The organism is Glycomyces endophyticus (assembly GCF_039531525.1).
GTDB lineage: Bacteria > Actinomycetota > Actinomycetes > Mycobacteriales > Micromonosporaceae > Glycomyces > Glycomyces endophyticus.
In genome coordinates, this window is the sequence record NZ_BAAAQF010000009.1 from 153747 (window position 1) to 168573 (window position 14827).

Annotated in this window: 15 protein-coding genes and 1 tRNA gene; 4 read left to right on the forward strand and 12 right to left on the reverse strand. The window is 71.2% G+C overall.

Annotation, left to right across the window (positions count from 1 at the left end):
* Positions 1-62: 62 nt before the first annotated feature.
* The 5 genes from ftsX to ABD419_RS13530 all read right to left on the reverse strand — a co-directional run bounded on the left by ftsX (position 63) and on the right by ABD419_RS13530 (position 5187).
* A complete protein-coding gene (gene ftsX / locus ABD419_RS13510) occupies positions 63-938 on the reverse strand; it encodes a permease-like cell division protein FtsX (RefSeq protein WP_344487206.1) in 876 nt (291 codons plus the stop codon).
* Positions 939-960: 22 nt separating this feature from the next.
* Entirely contained in the window at positions 961-1641 is a 681-nt protein-coding gene (locus ABD419_RS13515; protein ID WP_344487208.1) for a cell division ATP-binding protein FtsE, read from the reverse strand.
* Positions 1642-1884: 243 nt separating this feature from the next.
* On the reverse strand, positions 1885-3003 hold the full coding sequence (gene prfB, locus ABD419_RS13520) for a peptide chain release factor 2 (RefSeq protein WP_344487210.1): 1119 nt from the start codon (positions 3001-3003) through the stop codon (positions 1885-1887).
* 118 nt (positions 3004-3121) lie between these two features.
* Positions 3122-3625: a PadR family transcriptional regulator gene (locus ABD419_RS13525; protein WP_112133518.1), complete on the reverse strand. Its 504-nt coding sequence runs from the start codon at positions 3623-3625 to the stop codon at positions 3122-3124.
* Between the two features lie 230 nt (positions 3626-3855).
* Positions 3856-5187 (reverse strand): serine/threonine-protein kinase, encoded by a 1332-nt coding sequence (locus tag ABD419_RS13530; protein WP_344487213.1) that lies wholly within the window; start codon positions 5185-5187, stop codon positions 3856-3858.
* A gap of 248 nt (positions 5188-5435) precedes the next feature.
* Between ABD419_RS13530 and ABD419_RS13535 the strand changes: the two genes are divergently transcribed.
* Positions 5436-6242, forward strand: coding sequence for a PP2C family protein-serine/threonine phosphatase (locus tag ABD419_RS13535; protein ID WP_344487215.1), 807 nt, complete (start codon positions 5436-5438; stop codon positions 6240-6242).
* Between the two features lie 53 nt (positions 6243-6295).
* Here the strand turns inward: ABD419_RS13535 and ABD419_RS13540 are convergent, their stop codons facing one another.
* The gene (locus tag ABD419_RS13540; RefSeq protein WP_344487217.1) at positions 6296-6772 is read right to left on the reverse strand and encodes a hypothetical protein; all 477 of its coding nucleotides are present in this window, start codon (positions 6770-6772) and stop codon (positions 6296-6298) included.
* Positions 6773-6863: 91 nt separating this feature from the next.
* A complete protein-coding gene (locus tag ABD419_RS13545; protein ID WP_344487219.1) occupies positions 6864-7556 on the reverse strand; it encodes a TetR/AcrR family transcriptional regulator in 693 nt (230 codons plus the stop codon).
* 119 nt (positions 7557-7675) lie between these two features.
* Here ABD419_RS13545 and ABD419_RS13550 point away from each other — a divergent pair, with 119 nt between their 5' ends.
* A complete protein-coding gene (locus tag ABD419_RS13550; RefSeq protein ID WP_344487223.1) occupies positions 7676-8353 on the forward strand; it encodes a hypothetical protein in 678 nt (225 codons plus the stop codon).
* 90 nt (positions 8354-8443) lie between these two features.
* Here ABD419_RS13550 and ABD419_RS13555 read toward each other — a convergent pair whose 3' ends face one another.
* From ABD419_RS13555 to eno, 4 genes are all read right to left on the reverse strand, one after another.
* A complete protein-coding gene (locus ABD419_RS13555; protein WP_344487225.1) occupies positions 8444-9367 on the reverse strand; it encodes a Ppx/GppA phosphatase family protein in 924 nt (307 codons plus the stop codon).
* The gene (locus tag ABD419_RS13560; RefSeq protein WP_344487227.1) at positions 9364-9894 is read right to left on the reverse strand and encodes a DUF501 domain-containing protein; all 531 of its coding nucleotides are present in this window, start codon (positions 9892-9894) and stop codon (positions 9364-9366) included. The genes ABD419_RS13555 and ABD419_RS13560 overlap by 4 nt, the downstream gene beginning before the upstream one ends.
* A 4-nt stretch (positions 9895-9898) precedes the next feature.
* Positions 9899-10426 carry an FtsB family cell division protein gene (locus tag ABD419_RS13565; RefSeq protein WP_344487229.1) on the reverse strand — a complete coding sequence of 176 codons (528 nt, stop codon included), beginning with the start codon at positions 10424-10426 and terminating at the stop codon, positions 9899-9901.
* A gap of 284 nt (positions 10427-10710) precedes the next feature.
* Entirely contained in the window at positions 10711-11991 is a 1281-nt protein-coding gene (eno, locus tag ABD419_RS13570) for a phosphopyruvate hydratase (RefSeq protein WP_344487231.1), read from the reverse strand.
* 342 nt (positions 11992-12333) lie between these two features.
* On the opposite strand from eno, the gene ABD419_RS13575 reads away from it, so the two are divergent.
* Positions 12334-12960, forward strand: coding sequence for a hypothetical protein (locus ABD419_RS13575; RefSeq protein WP_344487233.1), 627 nt, complete (start codon positions 12334-12336; stop codon positions 12958-12960).
* A gap of 220 nt (positions 12961-13180) precedes the next feature.
* Positions 13181-13256 (forward strand) — tRNA-Glu (locus ABD419_RS13580).
* Positions 13257-13314: 58 nt separating this feature from the next.
* Here the strand turns inward: ABD419_RS13580 and ABD419_RS13585 are convergent.
* Positions 13315-14505: an ATP-grasp domain-containing protein gene (locus ABD419_RS13585; protein ID WP_344487235.1), complete on the reverse strand. Its 1191-nt coding sequence runs from the start codon at positions 14503-14505 to the stop codon at positions 13315-13317.
* Positions 14506-14827: the final 322 nt, after the last annotated feature.

Genomic DNA, 14827 nt, shown 5'->3' on the forward strand with positions numbered 1-14827 from the left:
TAGTCCATCTGCGACGGATCTTCAGGACGTTCGGGACACGCCGCCCCGAACGGGTGACATCGCTAGACCTTGATGTTGAACCGCAGGGTGATCCAGGCGGTGATCGCGGAGATCACGGCCGAGATGCCGGTGAGGATCGGCAGGAGCAGCAGGATCGACTGCATGCTGATCGGCGGCATCAGGCTGAAGAGGTCCTTGAACTCGCCGTCGATGACCAGGAACTTCGCGGCGATGAGCGTCGCGAACGCGAAGATCGCGCCGATGACGCCGGCGAAGACGGCCTCGAGGACGAACGGCGCCTGGACGAACCAGTTCGGCGCGCCCACGAGCTTCATGATCGCGACCTCGCGCCGCCGCGAGTAGGCGGCGACCTGGATCGTGTTGGCGACCAGCATGAGGGCGGCGACGCCCTGCACGAGCGCGACGATCAGGGTGAGGCGCTGGGCCCCGCCGAGGATGTCGAACACCTGCTGGAGGATGTCGCGCTGGTTGGTGACCTGGTAGACGCCGGGGCGCTCGCTGAAGTCGGCGATGAGCTTGTCCGCGTCGTTGATGTCGTTCATCTTGATGCGGAAGGCCGCCGGGAGGACGGTCGGGTCGACGGACGCGACGAGGTCCTCGGACTCCTCGAAGGTGTCCTTGAAGCGCTCGTAGGCCTCGTCCTGGGACTCGAACTGGACCTGGGCGGCGTAGCCGCTGGCCTCGAGCTCGGCCCGGAGCTGCTCGGTCGTCGCCTCGTCGATGTTGCGGTCGAGGTAGACCACGACCTCGAGGTTGGTCTGGTAGTACTCCTCGATGACGTCGACCTGGTTGTACAGCAGCAGGCCCGCGCCGAGCATCGTCAGCGAGACGGCCATGGTGATGATCATGGCGACGGTCATGGAGATGTTGCGCCACAGTCCGAGGAAGACCTCGGACATCACGTACTTCGCGCGCATTAGCTCTGGTTCTGCCTTTCGCTCAGCCGTAGACGCCGCGAGCCTGGTCGCGGACGATCTGGCCGTTCTCGATCTCGATGACGCGGCGACGCATCTGGTTCACGATGTTGGAGTCGTGGGTGACCATGAGGATGGTGGTGCCGGTCCGGCTGATCCGGTCGAGGAGCCGCATGATCTCGATCGAGGTGTCGGGGTCCAGGTTGCCGGTGGGCTCGTCCGCCAGCAGGAGCAGGGGGCGGTTGACGAACGCGCGGGCCACGGCCACGCGCTGCTGCTCGCCGCCGGAGAGCTCGTGCGGGTACCGGTGCTCCTTGCCGCCGAGGCCGACGAGCTCGAGGACCTCGGGCACGACGCGGCGGGCGACGGACTTGGGCTTGCCGATGACCTCGAGCGCGAACGCGACGTTCTCGGCGGCGGTGCGGTTCGGCAGGAGCCGGAAGTCCTGGAACACGCAGCCGATGCTGCGCCGGTAGGCGGGTGTCTTCCAGCGGCGCAGGCGGGTCACGTCGACGTCGCCGACGGAGATCTTGCCCTTGTCCGGGACCTCTTCCCGCAGCAGGAGCTTGATGATCGTCGACTTCCCCGCACCGGTGGGGCCGATGAAGAACACGAACTCCCCCTTGTCGATGAAGACGTTCATGTCCTCCACCGAGGGGCGGTTCGACCGGGGGTAGTGCTTGGTTACACCCTCAAGCTGAATCACGAGGCGGAGTCTATCCGCCGATTCTCGCAGCCGTGGCGGCGGCTCCAGTACAAGCGTGGCATATTCCATGGTTTCGACCCCATATGTCACGACCGTTCGAGGGTAACGACGCGATTTCGCCCGAACGGGGGAAGCACATGTGGTCAGGAGGCCCATGCGAGGGCCGCGAAGGGTCACGGGGCGGCCACGAGGGGTCCACAGCGGATCGTAGATCCTATAGGAAGCAGGACCTACGATCCGGTGCTAGCCGGCCGACTTCTCGCCGCTCTTGCGCCAGCGGATGCCGGCCTCGAGGAAGCCGTCGATGTTGCCGTCGTAGACGCCCTTGACGTCGGCGGTCTCGAAACCCGTGCGCAGGTCCTTGACCATCTGGTACGGGTGCTCGACGTAGGAGCGCATCTGGTCGCCCCACGAGGCGGTGGCCGAGCCGCGCAGCTCGTCGACCTTGGCCCGCTCCTCGTCGCGCGTGCGCTGGAGGAGCTTGGCCTTGAGGACGGCCATGGCGGTGGCCTTGTTCTGGAGCTGCGAGCGCTCGTTCTGGCAGGAGACGACGATCCCGGTCGGGAGGTGGGTCAGGCGCACCGCCGAGTCGGTGGTGTTGACGCCCTGGCCGCCGGGGCCGGAGGAGCGGTAGACGTCCACGCGGATCTCGTCCTCGGGGATGTCCTCGATCTCGTCGGTCTGCTCGAGGGCCGGGACGACCTCGACCGCGGCGAACCCGGTCTGGCGGCGCCCCTGGTTGTCGTACTTCGAGATGCGGACGACCCGGTGCGTGCCCTGCTCGACCGAGAGGTGGCCGTAGGCGTACGGGCCCTTGACGGCGAAGGTGGCCGAGCGGATGCCGGCCTCCTCGGCGTAGGAGACGTCGTACACCTCGGTGCCGAAGCCGTGCGGCTCCGACCAGCGCAGGTACATGCGCATGAGCTGCTCGGCGAAGTCGCAGGCGTCGGCGCCCCCGGCGCCGGACCGCACGGTCACGACGCAGTCGCGCTCGTCGTACTCGCCCGAGAGCAGGGTCCTGACCTCGAGCTCGTCGACGGCCTTGCGGATCGAGTCGAGCTCGGCGCCGGCCTCGGCCGCCGCGCTCGGGTCGTGCTCGGCCTCGGCGAGCTCGAACAGGACCTCGACGTCGTCCATGCGCTCGTGCAGCGAGGCGAGCTTCTTGAGCTCGGCCTGCACGGCGGAGAGGCGGGAGGTGAGCTTCTGGGCGTGATCGGGGTCGTCCCACAGCCCGGGGTCGGCGGCCGCGGCCTCGAGCTCGGACAGCTCGCGCCGCAGCGCGGGGAGGTCGAGGACGGCCTCGACGCTGGCGAGCGTCGCCTTGAGTTCGCGGAGATCGGCTGAAACATCGACACTGGTCACAACAGATCAGGGTACGCCTGTATTCGGGCTCATACGAAACGGGACGCGAGCCCCTCAGGGCCGCGTCCCGTTCCGTGCTTGATGTCGTGCGTCCGGCTCCGGCGCCGGGTGTACTCCGCTACCGCTTCTTCAGCCAGCTGAGGGCCGAGCGGTGGTATCCGATCGCGAACTCCATCGCGATCGCCGCGTTCGGGTCCTCGTCGGCGTAGTCCTTCGCGGCGGCACGGGCCTCTGCCAAGGCCTCCTGGTGCTGCTCGACCGCGTCGGAGAACATCTCGTCGGCGGTGTCCTTCGAGAGGTAGTCGAGGAAGGCCGTGCGCAGCGCGACGGGGTCGCGCAGCTGGCCGATCCGGGCCGGCTCGTTGAGCCAGCGGGTGAACGCCCGCTTGCCGTTGGCGCTGATCGTGTAGGGCACCGAGGCGCGGGGCCCGGGCTTGCCGACGCGGACGAGGCCGCCTTCGGCGAGGGCCGGGAGTTCACGGTAGACCTGCGAGCGCGTCATGGTCCAGTACGGACCGAGGCGACGGGTCGCCTCCGCCATGAGTTGTCCGCCGGTCATCGGTCCTTCGTGCAGCAAGCCCAGCAATGCTGCTGAGGTCGCGTTGAGTTCTTTTCCTGCCATGCCCGACAGGATGCCATGTGGATGCCGCCCTGACAAGTGGACAGCTCCAATGTGTCGATAGACCCCGACCGATGACTCGACCTGCGTGACCACGGAAAGCACTGCAAGCCTTGTGATTCCGTCGGCGGGCGATACGGTATTGCAACGCATGATCGGAGAATTCCAATCGTGTGATCCCCATCGCCCTCATCGGTTCGGGTGAAGCGGGGTCACCCGCCGCGCACGGATCATTATCGACTGTCGCGGCCGATTTCACTTGTCGGCATGGGCGAACCGATGAGGTCCGATCCGGGCGAGTCGTCGTCCGAACCGCCCTCAGTGGAGCCTCCGGTGGAGCCGTCCGATCCGGACAAATCAGTTGATTCCTCCCCGGGGTCGGGGCTCTCCGCCTCCGCCCCTTCAGGACTGGCGGACTCCTCCCCCGGGGACGCCGACTCACTCGGCGCGGATGCCGTTGGCTCCGCGGAGGTCTCGACAGGAGCGGACGTTCCGGCCTCTTCGGACGGATCACCCGCATCCTCCGCATTCGGGACTTCCGGGCCCGTCAGTGCCGCGACGGCCCAGACCGCCGCGGCCGCGAGGGCGACCAGCGCCAGCGCGGCGACGAGGAAGCGGCCGCGCCGCGGGGCGTCGCCGGGCTCGGACTCGGCGGCCATGAGCGCGGCGATCCCCTGCACCTCCGGAGCGTGGGGCGTCACCGGCATGTAGTCGAAGGACTTGCTCGAGTCCCGTTCGCGCAGTTGGGGTTCGATCGGCGCGGTGGCCTGCCGGGAGAGGCGCGGGGCGAGGCGGCGGAGCTCGGCGGCGATCGCGTCGAGGTCGCCGCGGGCGCGCGGGTCGAGCGCGAGGAGCGTCTCGACGACCTGCCACAGGTCGCGGTCGACGGCGGCGGGCTTGACGGGGATGCGGGTGAGGTGGCGCTCGACGACGTCGGTGATGGAGCCGCCGCGGTAGGCGCTGTGGGCGGTCAGGGACTCGTAGAGGACGAGGCCGAGCGCGTAGTTGTCGACGCCGGTGCTCGCGGAGTCGCCGGAGGCGACCTCGGGGGCGATGTACTCGGGGGTGCCGTGGGAGGGGGCGGTGCGGGAGGCGGCGGCGCGGGCGATGCCGAAGTCGACGAACTTGACGCCCTCGGGGCCGTCGAGCATGAGGTTGCCGGGCTTGACGTCGGAGTGGCGGTAGCCCGAGCGGTGGATCGCCGCGAGGGTCTCGGCGGCGCTCGCGCACCGCAGGGCGGCCTCGGCGGCCGGCAGCGGCCCGTGGACGCGCAGGTGCTCGCGCAGGTCCAGGCCGTCGATGAACTCCAGGACGACCGCGCACAGCGCCTCGGTGACGATGAAGTCCTTGACGGCGACCACCCCGGGGTGGTCGATCGTGCGGAGGATCTCGGCCTCGGCCCGGAAGGACTCGAAGATCTCCGACTCGCCGCGCAGTTCCTCGCGGAGGACCTTGACGGCCACCCATTCGCCCGTGATCCGGTCGAACGCCCGCCAGACGACGCCGACCGCGCCGCGCGCGATCTCGTGCTCCAGGACGTAGCGGTCGGCCAGAACCGTCTTCATGGCTGCTCCCGGGGGTGGTGGCGAGGCGGGCTGAATCCACTGTAATCGGGGCGTCACCGCAGCTCAGCGGCGGGATGGCAGCGTGGCACGAACGGGGGATACACCATCGGGCCGTCCGGGTTCCCCCGCCGGGGTTCAACGGTCGCGTGCTGTGAGTGCGGGACCACTACACTTGCGCCCATGTCCCTCGTACGGCCAAGCTTTGAACAGACTGCCGAAACTCAGTGCCGAATCAGTGGTGATCGCCTGTGACCGAATTGCGCTGGCGCTACGGCGCCGCCACCGACGTGGGCAAAGTCCGCGACCTGAACGAGGACTCGCACCTCGCGTCGCGGCGGCTGCTCGCGGTCGCCGACGGCGTGGGCGGCGCCGCCGCGGGCGAGGTCGCCAGCGGGGTGACGATCGCCGAGGTGACCCGCCTCGCGCGGCGCTCCCCCGCCGACGCCCACGCGGAGCTGGGCGAGGTCGTGGAGGCCGCCCGCGACCGCATCCGGGCCGCCGTGGCCGAGAACCCCGAGTCCGAGGGCATGGCGACGACCCTGACGGGCCTGTGGCTCGGCGACGACGCGGTCGACATCGTCCACATCGGCGACTCCCGGGCGTACCAGGTGCGCGGCGAGGACTTCGTGCAGGTCACGGTGGACGACTCGTACGTGCAGCACCTGGTCGACGAGGGCGCCATCACCCCCGCGGAGGCCCAGGACCACCCCTACAAGTCGGTCGTCACACGCGTGCTCCAGGCCAATCCCGCGCCGGCGCACTTCGAGACCCGCCCCGCGCAGATCGGCGACCGCTACATGCTGTGCTCCGACGGGCTCAGCGACGTCGTGGACGACGCCGTGATCGAGCACGTGCTGCGCGACTTCGCCGACCCGCAGGGGGCCGCCGACGAGCTGGTGCGCCTGGCCCTGGAGGGCGGCGGCCCCGACAACGTCACCGTGGTGGTCGGGGACGTGTCGGAGCACCGGTCGCGGCGGCGCTGGCCGTGGGTCCTCGCCGCGGTCGCCGCGGTCCTGGTGGTGGCCGCGATCGCTTTGGGCCTGTACTACTTCTGAGACTTCGGCGTCGGGCCGCCCGGGCGACCGGGCGGCCTTTCGCGCGTCCGGGGTCATGCGCGGGCGTGGACGTAGACCGCGCCGTCGGGGTACGTCACCGCGAGGGTGTCGGCCTCGGCGTCGTAGGCGAGTTCGAGGACGATGTCCTCGCCGGTCTCGGGCTCGGTGCCCTCGAAGCGGTGCGGGTCGGCGTCGCCGAGGGTGACGGCGCCGACGTAGGGGCCGTGCTGGTTGGCGAACGAGGTGAGCTCGGCGGTGCCGTCCTCGGCGATGACGAGGGTCGAGCCGTGGGGGCCGACCTCCTCCTCGTCGGCCTCCCAGGTGCCGACCAGGACCTCCAGGCGGGGGTCGGTGCCGGACTCGGTGGCCGATTCGGTCGGGGTCGGCTCGGCCGTCGCGCTGGCCGAGGCGGTCGGCTCTGCGGTGGCCGAGGTGGCGGGGTCGGACGGGTCGCCGGTGCCGCAGGCCGCGAGGCCCGCGAGCGCGGCGGTGGCGGTGGCGAGGTGGCGTCGGAGGGGGTGGCGTCGCATCGGAGTGCTCCTTGTCGTTGCGGTGAGTGGTCCTCACTGACATGACGCGCGAGCGCCGCCTCCGTCTCTCACGGTTTCGTGCCGTTCACGCTCAGTCGAATTCGAGGCCGAGGTTCGCGCCCTCGGCGCGGGCGCAGTACTCGAAGAACGCGTCGTCGTCGGCGGTCACGTTAGCGAGGTGGCCGTGCAGCTCGTAGCCGATGATCCCGACGAGGCGGTTCCAGGCGAGGATGAGCCGCGCGGCGTCCTCGGCGGTGAACGCGCCGTCCTCCAGGAGGACGAGCATGGCGGGCTCGATGGCGGTGGGGTCGCAGACCGGGCCGGTGCGGGGCCGCAGGCCGCGGTCGTGCTTGGCGTCGGCGACGACGCGCGCCAGGGTGAGCGGCATGCGGGCGGCGATCTCGGTGGTGAGATGCGGGGCGGCGTAGCCGGGCACGGGCGTGCCGAACAGGAGCGCGTACTCGTGGCGGTTGGCGAGCGACCAGTTCCGGACGCCGCGCCAGACGCCGAGCCAGCGGATCTCGGGGACGGCCTTGGGGCGGTCGGACCGCTCGGCGGCCTCGCCGACCTCGTTGTAGCACTCGATGAGGAGGGCGGTCAGGAGCTCGTCGCGGCTCGCGAAGTAGCGGTACACGGCCGAGGAGGCCATGCCGAGGTCGCGGGCGACCGAGCGGAGGGACAGGCCCGAGGCGCCGACCTCGCCGAGCTGGCGGCGGGAGGAGGCCAGGATCTCCTTGGTGAGTTCGGCTCGGGCGCGTGCTCTGGCGGTTCTCGGCGCGTTCATGAGGCCAGTGTACAGAAACGAGAGCACCGCTCTTGCGCGATCCGGGACCATATGCAATCATTGCTCGCAACAGAGAGCGCCGCTCACAACGATGAGCGGCGGACCCACAAGGAGCACCCGTGCCAGTCCCCCACGCCCCCGACTCCCGCGCCCGTGCCGGCGCCATCGCGTTCGGCCTCGCCGGCGTCCTCTTCGTCCTCTACGAGGCGGTCGCGCCTCGCGCCGACCAGACCACGCTCGAAGGCGCCGAGTCCTGGACGACCACCGGATGGGCCGTCGCCCACCTCGCCGCGATCGTCGCGCTCATCCTCGTCCCCCTCGCCTACGGGGCCCTGCGCGGCCACCTCGAAGGCACCCGCAACGAGGGGACCGCGTTCCTGGCCGCCACCATCGGATACATCGGATCGGGGCTGACGATCTCGTACTACGGCGCCGAAGTCTACGGGCTCAGAGCGATCGGCGAGCGGGCCGTGGCCGACGGCGACGCGACCATGACCGAGGTCGGCGACGCCTTCCGCCTCGACGCGATCGCCATGTCCGTCTTCGCGATCGGCCTCGCGCTCATCGCGGTCGCCGCCGTGGCCGCCGCGGTCGCGGTGTGGCGCTCGGGCACGCTCAACCGCTGGAGCGGCGTGCCGTTCGCCGCCCTCATGGTGACCTTCCTGCCGCAGTTCTTCCTCCCCCACGCGGGCCGGATCGCCTGGGGCGCACTGGTGACCGTCGCCGCCCTGTGGCTCGCGGCCGAGCTGTGGAGGGCCGCCGCCAATACCCGGGCGAAGGATCCGCAAGCGGCGTAAGCGCATACGGCGAGGGCCCCGCGACCAGTGGTCGCGGGGCCCTCGCCGTATGCGCAACAGAGTATCGGCAGGGGCGCCGCACGGCCGCCCCTAAGCGGACAGTGCGATGCCGTCGAGGATGTCGTGCTCGCTGATGAGGACCGCGTCGATCCCGCTGCGCTCCATGACGGTCCGCAGCACCAGCGCGCCGCCGACGATGACGTCGGCCCGGCCCGGGTGCATCACCGGGATCGCCAGGCGCGCGGCGTGGTCGGCCGCGGCGAGGTCGGCGGTGGTCTTCGCGACCTGCTCGTACGTGAGCCGCGTGCCGTCGATCGCCTCCGGGTCGTAGGCCGGCAGGCCCAGCGCGATCCCGGCGATCGTTGTCGCGGTCCCGGCGACGGCCACCAGCTCGGTCGCGGCGCGGTCGGGGTCGGCGACGGCGAGCTCGCCGCCGGCGACGCCGGTGACGTCGGCGACCGCGGCGTCGATCTCCTCGGGCCGCGGCGGGTCGGAGCGGAGGTGGCGCTCGGTCATGCGGACGCAGCCGACGTCGACGGAGATCGCGGCGGCGACCAGCGCGCCGGTGCCGCGCACGAACTCGGTGGAGCCGCCGCCGATGTCGATGAGGAGGCGCTGGCCGGCGTGGGCGGGGAGGGTGGCGACGGCGCCGGTGAAGGACAGCCGGGCCTCCTCGTCGCCGGTGATGACCTCGGGGGCGCGGCCCAGCGTGGCCTCGACCATGGCGGTGAAGTCGGCGGCGTTGGCGGCGTCGCGGCTGGCGGAGGTGGCGACCATGCGGACCGACTCGACGGCGTGCTCGCGGATCTCGGCGGTGTAGCCGGCGAGGGCGACGCGGGTGCGCTCGAGGGCGGCCTCGGAGAGGCGGCCGGTGCGGTCGACGCCCTCGCCGAGGCGCACGACCTCCATGCGGCGCAGGACGTCGCGGAGGCGCCCGTCCTCGCCGACATCGGCGATGAGGAGTCGGATGGAGTTGGTGCCGCAGTCGATGCCTGCGACGCGTCGGGTGATCATTCGCCGTCCTCCCGGTGGGCGCAGCTGGAGTTCCGCCACCACTCGGGCAGCAGGTCGAGGGCCTCGTCGCCCATGGGGCTGACGCCGGGGCCGGCGGCCAGGGCGTGGCCGACGAGGGCGTGGAGGCACTTGACGCGGTCGGGGAGCCCGCCGGCGGAGACGCCGGCGATCTCGGGGACGTCGCCGAGGCGGGCGCGGCGGGCGAGGTAGTCCTCGTGCGCGCGCCGGTGGTGCTCGGCCAGGTCGGGGTCGGCGCCGAGGCGCTCGTTCATGTCCTTCATGACCCCGCCGCCTTCGAGGCGCCCGATGGCGGAGGCGGCCTTGGGGCAGGTCAGGTAGTACGTGGTGGGGAACGGCGTGCCGTCGGGCAGGCGCGGCTCGGTCTCGATCACCGCGGGCTGCCCGCAGGGGCAGCGCCAGGCGACGGCGTGCGCGCCGCGGATGGGGCGTCCGAGCTGGGCGGAGACGGCGGCCGCGTCGGCCTCGGTGACTTCTTGAGGCGCTTGGGGCCACGCTTCCGGCTTCACTGGATCACTCCGCTGGTTCCTCGGTTTCCTCTGGGTCGAGCTGGTCGGCGTCTTCAAAGGTAGCGGCCAGCTCCTCGTACCAGGCCTGGTCGGCCCCGGTTTCGTCGTCCTCGCCACCGGTGTGCTTGGGGTCGTCCTCGTCGATGACGATGACGAGGTCCTCGCCGGGGGGCACGAGCAGGAGGCTGGAGCGGATCTGGGCCTCGACGTACTCGGGGTCGTCCCATTTGAGGCGCTCGGCCTCGAGCTCCTCGATGCGGTCCTGCTGGGCGGACTGCTCGGTCTCGAGGCGGTTGATCTCGATGCGCTGCTCGACGTAGGTGCGCAGCGGGTAGGCGTACGCGAGGGCGAGCGCGGAGAGGACGAGGGCGAGGACGGCGGCGCGGCGGGAGACCTTGCGGGCGGGCCGGTAGCGGACCCGCTTGACCTCGGCCCTGCCGGCGGCGCCGGGCGCGGGGCGCCTCGCGGCGCGGGTGCGGCCGGGACCGGTGGATCGTCCTCCGGGGCGGCTGGGTCGGCGGCTCGCGTTCACGGGCCCAGCCTAGTCGATCGCCCCCCGGACCGAGGCGTTCGAAGGCCCCCGCGCCGGACGGCGTGGGGGCCTTCGATTCACGAGCGGCTTCAGCTTCCCTTCAAGACCGCCCGGCTACGGTTGCAACCGGGGGCCCTCAGCCCAGAGGCGGATCGGCCGCGCCCTGATCCGGCCGCTTCGCTTCAGGTCCCCTTCAGGTGCGACCGGCTACGGTTGCGACCGGGGGCCCTCAGCCCAGAGGCCGATGCGGTGCGCCCCGAAACCGAGCCGGCCGCGTCCGGTGCCTACTTGCCGAACTTCGGGAACGCCGAGGCGCCGGCGTAGCGGGCGGCGTCCCCGAGGTCCTCCTCGATGCGCAGCAGCTGGTTGTACTTGGCGACGCGGTCCGAGCGGGCCGGGGCGCCGGTCTTGATCTGGCCGCAGGTCATCGCGACGGCCAGGTCGGCGATCGTGGTGTCCTCGGTCTCACCGGAGCGGTGGCTCATCATGCAGCCGAAGCCCGCGCGGTGGGCCATCTCGACGGCGTCGGTGGTCTCGGTGAGCGAGCCGATCTGGTTCACCTTGACGAGGAGGCCGTTGGCGGCCTTCTCGTCGATGCCCCGGCGGATGCGCTCGGGGTTGGTGACGAACAGGTCGTCGCCGACGATCTGGAGGCGCGAGCCGACGGCCGCGGTGAGCGAGGACCAGCCGGCCCAGTCGTCCTCGGACAGCGGGTCCTCGATCGACACGAACGGGTAGGCGCCGATGAGCTCCTCGTAGTAGGCGCTCATCTCGTCGCCGGTCTTCTTCTGGCCCTCGAAGAGGTAGGCGCCGTCGGTGAAGAACTCGGTGGCGGCGACGTCCATCGCGAAGGCGATGTCGGTGCCGAGCTTGTAGCCGGCCTTCTCGACGGCGACCGCGATGAGGTCGAGCGCGGCGCGGTTCGAGTCGAGGTTCGGCGCGAAGCCGCCCTCGTCGCCGAGGCCGGTGGACAGGCCGCGGTCCTTGAGGACCGACTTGAGCGCGTGGTACGTCTCGGCGCCCCAGCGCAGGGCCTCCTTGAACGTCGGCGCGCCGATCGGGGCGATCATGAACTCCTGGACGTCGACGTTCGAGTCCGCGTGGGAGCCGCCGTTGAGGATGTTCATCATCGGCACCGGCAGGAGGTGCGCGTTCGGGCCGCCCACGTAGCGGTACAGGGGCAGCTCGGCCGAGTCTGCGGCGGCCTTGGCCGCGGCGAGCGAGGCGCCGAGGATGGCGTTCGCGCCGAGGTTGGACTTGTCCGGGGTGCCGTCCGCGTCGAGGAGGGCCTGGTCGACGAGGCGCTGCTCGGAGGCCTCGATGCCGATCAGCGCGTCGCGGATCGGGCCGTTGACGTTGTCGACGGCCTTCTCGACGCCCTTGCCGAGGTAGCGGCCCTTGTCGCCGTCGCGCAGCTCGATCGCCTCGAACGCGCCAGTGGACGCACCGGACGGCACGGCCGCCCGCTGGAGCGTGTCGTCGTCGAGCAGGATCTCCACTTCGACCGTCGGGTTCCCGCGGGAGTCGAGGATCTCCCTCGCGCGGATGTCTTCAATCGCAGCCACTGTCACTCCTGAAATAGCCGAATTTGACGATCGGCCCGATTACGGGGCCGTGTCCGAAGGATTTCGGCCGACCCGACGCTGCGTCGGCCACAGCTGTTCAGCCTACGCCCCGGCCCCGGCGGCAGTGCCTCCGAGCCGCGAAAACGCGATGGCGCTCGCGCCCCCCGCTCGTGTTACATGAGGGTTGGACCGGGCGCTATAAGGTGGAGTCCGACCTCAGATCAGACACCTGTGCTAGGCGCGCCCCCCAGATGCCGCCGGGCGAGTCGCGGCCCGCGGGCTCCGCCGAACGCGCCCGGGCATCCCCGACGCCCAGCACTATGGAAGTGGAGCCCCATGATCGTGCAGAACCCCCTTCGGCGCTGCGCCGTGCTCGGCGCGGCGGCGCTGCTCGCGCTCGCCGGCTGCTCCCTCGGCGGCGGCGCCGGGGAAGAGGCCTCGGAGGACCAGGCCGCGCTCACCGAGCTGAGCGAGCGCCTGGTCGACGGCGAAGGCCACGCCTACACCGCCGAGTACCTCCTCGACGGCTCGGACGACCCGCTCCTGGTGGCCGTCGACCCGGAGGCCGGCACTGCCGCGGTCGTCGTCGGCGACCGCCCGGCCCTGTGGTCGGGCGAGGACGCGGCCGAGCTCGCGGTCTGGCTCGGGCAGAAGCTCGACGGCCTGCTGCCGACCGACGACGACGTCGCGGCCTGGCTCGCGGCCGCGGCCGCCGACAGCGCCGCGGCGGCCGAGTTCTCGGACACCACCCTCGCCGGCGAGCTCGCCGACTGCGCCGACGTCCAGGGCGCGGCCGACGCGCCCGTCGGATCGTTCGAGGTATGCGTGACCACCGTCGGCGTCATCGCCTCCGTCACCGCGAAGGTCGGCGACACCGCGTACACCGCGAAGCTCGTGAACTACCACGACGGCGTCGACAGCACCTGGCTCGACGGCCTCTCCGGACAGGCGGACACGAGCAACCAGTGAGAATCACGCCGCGCCGGTGAGCGCGGCGCGTTACAGTCGCTCGGCGGGCCGGGCCGGGCGCACGGGGGTTCACCTGAGAAGGTGTCGGCGCCAGGTCCGGCCCGCCGTTCACCACCCGATCCAGTAGCCCGCATCACAAGCCTCATCCCGCTTGCGCACCCCCCACCGGCACCGTGTAAAGTTGTCGTCGTTGCCGCGGCAAGCCGCGAAGACAAGGCAAGCTCCCGTCGTCCAGGGGCCTAGGACGCCGCCCTCTCAAGGCGGAAACGGCGGTTCGAATCCGCTCGGGAGTACCAGTAGATACGCACAGCAAAGCCTCGGCGGGAGCCGGGGCTTTCTTGCTGTTCCGGGGGCTTATGCGTCGGTGCGGATGCGGAGGAGGTCGGCCGCGGTCTTGGCGGCGCGGTCGAGGGACTCGGGGTCGGCGGCGCTGAGGAGGACGGTCGCGACGCGGTCGCGGGAGGACGTGACGGGGTGGACGCGGTCGCCGGGGCTGACGTCGATCTGGACGTCGACGGTCTCGGGGAGGCGGCGGAGGGCCGGGAGGCCTTCAATGCGGGTGACGGTGCCCGGTGCGGCCGCGGGGAAGCGGACCGCGGCGGCGCCGGAGCGGGTCCGGCGGATCGCGGGGTCGTCGCCGAGGGCGACGGCGATCGCGGCGGCGAACAGGTCGGTGCCGTGCGCGAGGGCGTGGAGTTCGAGGATGTGATCGCCGGGGGTCCGCACGGCCACCTCCATCAGGTGCGGCCCGGTGTCCTCCTGGCGGAACTCGAGGTGCATGAGGCCGTCGCGCATGCCCATGGCGCGGGCGACGGCCGCGGCGAGGTCGCGGGCCGGGCCGGGGTCGGGGAGGCCCGCGGGGACGGTGTGGCCGAGTTCGACGTAGTACGGCGGGTCGGTGGTGGTCTTGCGGGTCGGCTCGGCGAAGACGAGGGCGCCGGCGCGGACGACGCATTCGAGGCTGTACTCGGGGCCCTGCAGGTACTGCTCGACGAGGAACGGCTCGCCGGGGCGGTCGCCGTGCCAGGCGCGGAGCGCGGCCTCGTCGGCGACCAGGCGCACGCCGCGGCTGCCGGTGCCGCCGGCGGGCTTGGCGATCACGGGGTAGCGGGAGGCGGCCCACGCGGCGGCCGCGTCGAGGTCGGGCGGGGCGAGCGCGGCGGGCTGGCGGACGCCGTGGCGGGCGAAGAGGCTCCGCTGGAGCGCCTTGTCCTGCGAGACCGCGGCGGCCCGCAGGCCGGGGCCGGGGAGGCCGAGCTCGTCGGCGATGAGGGCCGCGGCGGTCACGTGCGACTCGCCGAAGGCGACGACGCCGTGCACGGGCCCGGCCGCGAGCACCTCCGGCAGCGCCGAGCACCAGGCGGCCGTCGACGTGCCGACGACCGGGTACCCGGTCTGGTCGTCGTCGAGGACGCCGCGCGCCTTGGCGAACGCGAGGGACGCGGGGTGGTCGAGCACCGCCAGGTCGAGGCCCAGTTCGCGGGCGGCCCTGGCGTAGGGCCGGCCGACCCGGCCCATGCCGACGAGCAGCAGGCGCCGCCTCATCGGAACCGCTTCCCCTGCGGCAGTGGATATCCGCGCATCGGTGCGGTCCCCTCTCGTCGAGCCGTCGGAGCGAAGCTATCGCATTTCCCGGCCCACTGCGACACCTCGGCAACACGGGGCACTTCCGTATATCACGCCATATAGTCAGAAATATAGTGATGGATATTTCTCGCATATTGGACTTATACCGTCGAATATTTCTTTGCACTCATTTGCCACTCTGCATTGCAAGTGCAATTCGAGTGCGATCGCAACGCATTCACTGAATGCACTTCGGTGTATTTGGTATTGCTTTCCAAGATCATTTTCTGTGATCTTCGTA

What these genes read in the sequence shown, in the direction of transcription:
- ftsX (WP_344487206.1), bottom strand. Translation starts at nt 938, where the DNA reads ATGCGCGCGAAGTACGTGATGTCCGAGGTCTTCCTCGGACTGTGGCGC.
- ABD419_RS13525 (WP_112133518.1), bottom strand. Translation starts at nt 3,625, where the DNA reads ATGGCAGGAAAAGAACTCAACGCGACCTCAGCAGCATTGCTGGGCTTG.
- ABD419_RS13530 (WP_344487213.1), bottom strand. Translation starts at nt 5,187, where the DNA reads ATGAAGACGGTTCTGGCCGACCGCTACGTCCTGGAGCACGAGATCGCG.
- ABD419_RS13540 (WP_344487217.1), bottom strand. Translation starts at nt 6,772, where the DNA reads ATGCGACGCCACCCCCTCCGACGCCACCTCGCCACCGCCACCGCCGCG.
- ABD419_RS13545 (WP_344487219.1), bottom strand. Translation starts at nt 7,556, where the DNA reads ATGAACGCGCCGAGAACCGCCAGAGCACGCGCCCGAGCCGAACTCACC.
- ABD419_RS13555 (WP_344487225.1), bottom strand. Translation starts at nt 9,367, where the DNA reads ATGATCACCCGACGCGTCGCAGGCATCGACTGCGGCACCAACTCCATC.
- ABD419_RS13585 (WP_344487235.1), bottom strand. Translation starts at nt 14,505, where the DNA reads ATGAGGCGGCGCCTGCTGCTCGTCGGCATGGGCCGGGTCGGCCGGCCC.